This window comes from Paenibacillus sp. 598K, assembly GCF_003851045.1.
Classification (GTDB): domain Bacteria; phylum Bacillota; class Bacilli; order Paenibacillales; family Paenibacillaceae; genus Paenibacillus_D.
Genome location: NZ_BFBX01000070.1, coordinates 129,116 through 133,512 on the forward strand (window position 1 = coordinate 129,116; position 4,397 = coordinate 133,512).

A 4,397-nucleotide genomic window follows, 5' to 3' on the forward strand; every position below is an offset into this window, starting at 1 on the left:
GCGCAGGCGCATGACTTCATCCTCGGTCTGCCGGACGGCTACGATACGCAGCTCGGCCAGCGCGGGGTCAATCTCTCGGGCGGCCAGAAGCAGCGGCTCTCGATCGCCCGGGCGCTCCTGCTGCGTCCGAGGATCCTCATCCTCGACGACAGTACGAGCGCCGTCGATCTGGAGACGGAAGCTCGCATCCAGGAGGCGCTGCGGCAGCGGATGGCGGGCACCACGACGCTCGTCATCGCCCAGCGCATCTCGTCGGTCATCGATGCCGATCAGATCCTCATCCTCGAGCAGGGTCGCATCCACGCGATCGGCAGCCATGAGGAGCTGCTGGCGAGCAGCGGCGTCTACCGGGAGATCTGCGCTTCGCAGCAAGGAAAGGAGGGCGCAGCCCATGTCTAGACGCGACAAATCCGCCAGGAACAGCAAGCCGGAGGTGCAGCCGGCGATGCTCGGCTTCGGCCGGGGGCGCGGCCCGCAATTGGAGAAGGTGCGGGCGCAGCAGACCGGCGCCACAGTGAAACGGATCTGGCGCTATCTCGCCAGACAGCGGCTCCAACTGCTGCTCGTAGGCGCGCTGGTGCTGTGCGGGGCGGCACTGACGCTGACGGCTCCGTACCTGCTCGGCCGGGCGATCGATGACTATATCATCGAGCAGCGACTGGACGGTCTGGCCGGGCTCTGTCTGCTGCTGCTGGCGGTCTACGGGGCGGGCAGTCTCGCCTCCTGGCTGCAGACGTATGTGATGGCGGGCATCGCCAGCCGCACCGTATGGACGATGCGGGGCGATCTGTTTGCGCATTTGCAGCGGCTGCCGCTCCGCTTTTTCGACCGGACGACGCATGGCGAGCTGATGAGCCGCACGACCAACGATATGGACAATGTCTCGACGACGCTCGACCAGAGCCTAGTGCAGCTGATGAATAGCGCCGTTATGCTGGTCGGCTCGCTGACGCTGATGCTATGGCTTAACGTTTGGCTGACGCTGGTGGCGATCGTGACGATCCCGTTCATCATGCTGCTGGCCAAGGCGATCGCCCGCCGTACGAAGCGGCACTTCAGCGAACAGCAGCGGTATCTGGGCGAGCTGAACGGCTTCATCGAGGAGACGGTCTCCGGGCAGAAGGTCGTCAAGCTGATGAGCCGCGAGCAACGAGCCTCCGGCGAGTTCCGCTCGATCAGCGAGCGGCTGCGCGGCGCGGGTACGCGCGCTCAGATCCTCTCGGGCATCATCGGTCCGATGATGAATATGATGAATCACTTCGGCTTCATCCTGATCGCCGTCGCCGGGGGCTGGATGGCGCTGCACGAGTGGACGACGGTCGGGGTCATCGTCAGCTTCCTCAACTACTCGCGTCAGTTCAGCGGTCCGGTCAATCAGTTGGCCAACCAGTACAATATGATCCAGGCCGGCATCGCGGGCGCCGAGCGTGTATTCGAGATCATGGACACCGAGACGGAGCATGACGAGGAGGAGCGGCAGTCGGCGGGCAAGCCGGTACAGGGCAGCGTGGAGTTCCGGGGCGTCAGCTTCGGCTATGGCGAGCAGACGACGCTGCGCGACATCTCCTTCGCTGCGCAGCCGGGAGACATGATCGCGCTCGTCGGACCAACCGGCGCGGGCAAGACGACGATCATCAATCTGCTGACCCGGTTTTACGATATCCGGGAGGGGGAGATCCGAGTCGACGGCCAGGACATCCGACAGCTCGACAAGCTCGACCTGCGCCGCCAGCTCGGCATCGTGCTGCAGGACGGCTATCTGTTCACCGGCACGATCGGCGACAATCTCCGCTACGGCCGCCTCGAGGCGACGGATGAGGAGGTGCGGCGGGCCGCCGAGCTGGCGGGCGCGGATCGATTCATCCGTCAGCTGCCGGACGGCTACGAGACGATGCTGTCCGCCGAGGGCGGCAATCTGAGTCACGGACAGCGTCAGCTGATGACGATCGCGCGCGCGATCCTCGCCGACCCGGCGATCCTCATCCTCGACGAGGCGACGAGCAGCGTCGATACGCGCACCGAGATGCGCATCCAGGCTGCGATGAAGGTGCTGATGCAAGGGCGCACCAGCTTTGTGATCGCCCATCGGCTCAGCACGATTCGCGAGGCGACGCAGATCCTCGTCCTCCATGGCGGCGAGATTATCGAGCGCGGCACCCACGAGGAGCTGCTGGCGCGAGATGGGTTCTATGCCAAGCTGCATGCCAATCAATTTCACGAAGAAGTCGGGTAAATTCAGGAATACACGTTCGCAACCGGGCCATTATATGGTAAACTGATGAGGTGGGTTTGGGAGCAGGGAGGTGCCTGAATGGCGGATAAGGATTGGCAGAGAGACAAACAGCTGTTCTGGGGATTGATGACGAGCGCGATGAGCGATGCGGTCGATGCGTATGAGGTGCTGCACAAGCATCCGTCCCCGCACAATTACCGGCTATCGATCGGGTATCTGGGGATGTCGCAAGCCGCCTATATGCAAGCCTGGACGTTCTACCTGCAGCATGAGGACATCCAGCATTACGAGATCGACCCCGTGCTCGGGGCTTACGAGGCGTTCAAGCGCCAGCTCAAGCGGGTCATCACCGATAATGACCGGCCCTCGCCGATGCTGGCCGAGGCGTACGAGGAGCTGCGGATCGCTTATGCGAATGCCAATGATTTCATTGAGAGCAGCAACTGACGGGTCAGCTGTCACGGGCGGGCAGGAGTAGATGTAGCGTAACCGAGTAGAGCGCGGCAGATTATGGTCTGGTAGAGTATATCGTATAGTTAACAGTGTAAATAGAGCGTAACATAGTAATACCCACAATAAGCAACAGGATGAGAGAGTCGTCAGGGCTCTACTCATCCTGTTTTATTTAGGTAGTTTAGGAACCGCGATGACCGGCCCTATCCGAGCCTTCCGAGCCTCCTACACCTTCAGCGTCCCCCGGAAGCCGCGCGCCCCATAGTACGACTCGGCGCCGTTGTGATAGACGAATACGGTATCGTAGCGACGGTCGCAGAAGATCGCGCCGCCGAGCTTGCGGATGTCCGCCGGCGTCTGCACCCAGCTCGACGTCTTCAAGTCGAAGGGGCCGATCTGCTCCTGCAGCGCGCGGTATTGGTCCTCGGTCAGCAGCTCGATGCCGAGCTCAGCCGCCATGCCGACGGCGCTGTGCTTCGGCTTGTGCTCCTTGCGCGACTCCAGCGCCTCGTGATCGTAGCAAACGCTGCGGCGGCCCTTGGGACTCTCGGCCGCGCAGTCGCAAAATGTATACTCGCCCGTCTCGGCGTCGTAGCCGATCACGTCCGGCTCGCCGCCGCTTGCTTCCATCTCATGCAGTGTGCGCAGCTTGTCCGGCGATGCCTCCAGCCGGGTCTGCACCTCAGACCAAACCAGCTCGGGGTGGCGGTGCATCTGCTTGTCGAAGCGCGCCCGCAACGTCTTCAGCAGCGCCTCTTGCTCCTCTGGCGAGAGCGTATGGGCTTGTCCTGTCATGGCAATTTCCTCCTTGGATTGCGTGTTCTATCGTCGATAGCAGCTCATCAGCCAGCGGTGTTGGCAGCCCTGGCGATGCATCCTTCCTCACTGTATCGTCTGGGATCGCTCCGCGCAAGCGCATTGTCGATGGATTGTCCACCCTTTCCTGCGATCCTCCCCTATGGGATCTGGCGGAGAGTGTGCTATGCTGGCTGTACTATGATGTCAGCGTTCTCGCACTGGAGTGAAGTGTGCCTATGTTTAGCTCTCTGGACAAACGGATGAAGATCATCCTGCAAGTCGTCATCCTGCTGTATGTCCTCTTATCGAGCCTGTTCGTCTTCCTGACGATCAAGAGCCGCAGCCTCGACCTGCAGCATCAGCTCGCGCTGCAATATACCGGACAGCAGCATCAGAACGCCCAGCTATTCATGAAGTGGATAGAAGAGCTGGCTCGCATCGTCACGAGCAATGGCAACGTCCAGCAGGCGATCGCCGGCGGCGCCTACGACAAGTCGATCACGCCGTTGCTCGACGGCATGAGCGCCTCTAATCTGTACATCCTAGACATGGTCCTCTATGGCGTCGATGGCAGCATATACGCTTCCAGCCGCGTCTCTGGCTTCCGGACCTTCGACGAGGTGCGGGCGATTCCCGAGTATCGCGAGTTCCTCGCCTCCGAGCGCCCCTCGCAATGGCTCATCCTGGACACCGGCTCGCTCGTCTACCACCAGTCCGACCCCAGGCGCAGGCTCATCTACCTGGAGAAGCTGGCTGCAGGCGATCACGTCACGCCCGGCCTGCTCGTCATGGATGTCGATCTCCGCAAGATGACCAGCTTCTACGCCTTTCGGGACCCGGATGCCTACCCGGACTCGCAGGCGTTCCTGTACACGCGCGATCAGACGGTGGTCGATATCGGCGGCTGGACCCC

General features: G+C 62.0%; 5 protein-coding genes. 4 read left to right on the forward strand and 1 reads right to left on the reverse strand.

Features of this window, described 5'->3' with window-relative positions; all coding sequences use genetic code 11:
• The 3 genes from PA598K_RS20285 to PA598K_RS20295 all read left to right on the forward strand — a co-directional run.
• Positions 1 to 399, forward strand: a 399-nt coding sequence (locus PA598K_RS20285) for an ATP-binding cassette domain-containing protein (protein ID WP_148091971.1), incomplete at its 5' end; no start/stop codon positions are given.
• Entirely contained in the window at positions 392 to 2,233 is a 1,842-nt protein-coding gene (locus tag PA598K_RS20290) for an ABC transporter ATP-binding protein (RefSeq protein WP_128658712.1), read from the forward strand. The genes PA598K_RS20285 and PA598K_RS20290, both read left to right, overlap by 8 nt.
• Positions 2,234 to 2,311: 78 nt before the next feature.
• A complete protein-coding gene (locus PA598K_RS20295; RefSeq protein ID WP_128658713.1) occupies positions 2,312 to 2,680 on the forward strand; it encodes a hypothetical protein in 369 nt (122 codons plus the stop codon).
• Positions 2,681 to 2,911: 231 nt separating this feature from the next.
• Here PA598K_RS20295 and PA598K_RS20300 read toward each other — a convergent pair whose 3' ends face one another.
• Complete coding sequence (locus PA598K_RS20300; protein WP_128658714.1) at positions 2,912 to 3,481, reverse strand: DUF4256 domain-containing protein; 570 nt, start codon at positions 3,479 to 3,481, stop codon at positions 2,912 to 2,914.
• Between the two features lie 239 nt (positions 3,482 to 3,720).
• Here PA598K_RS20300 and PA598K_RS20305 point away from each other — a divergent pair.
• On the forward strand, positions 3,721 to 4,397 hold a 677-nt coding region (locus tag PA598K_RS20305), incomplete at its 3' end, for a cache domain-containing protein (protein WP_185602129.1).

Bases quoted from the DNA above. Each gene is read 5' to 3' on its own strand.
- PA598K_RS20290 (WP_128658712.1), top strand. From the start codon at position 392: ATGTCTAGACGCGACAAATCCGCCAGGAACAGCAAGCCGGAGGTGCAG.
- PA598K_RS20295 (WP_128658713.1), top strand. From the start codon at position 2,312: ATGGCGGATAAGGATTGGCAGAGAGACAAACAGCTGTTCTGGGGATTG.
- PA598K_RS20300 (WP_128658714.1), bottom strand. From the start codon at position 3,481: ATGACAGGACAAGCCCATACGCTCTCGCCAGAGGAGCAAGAGGCGCTG.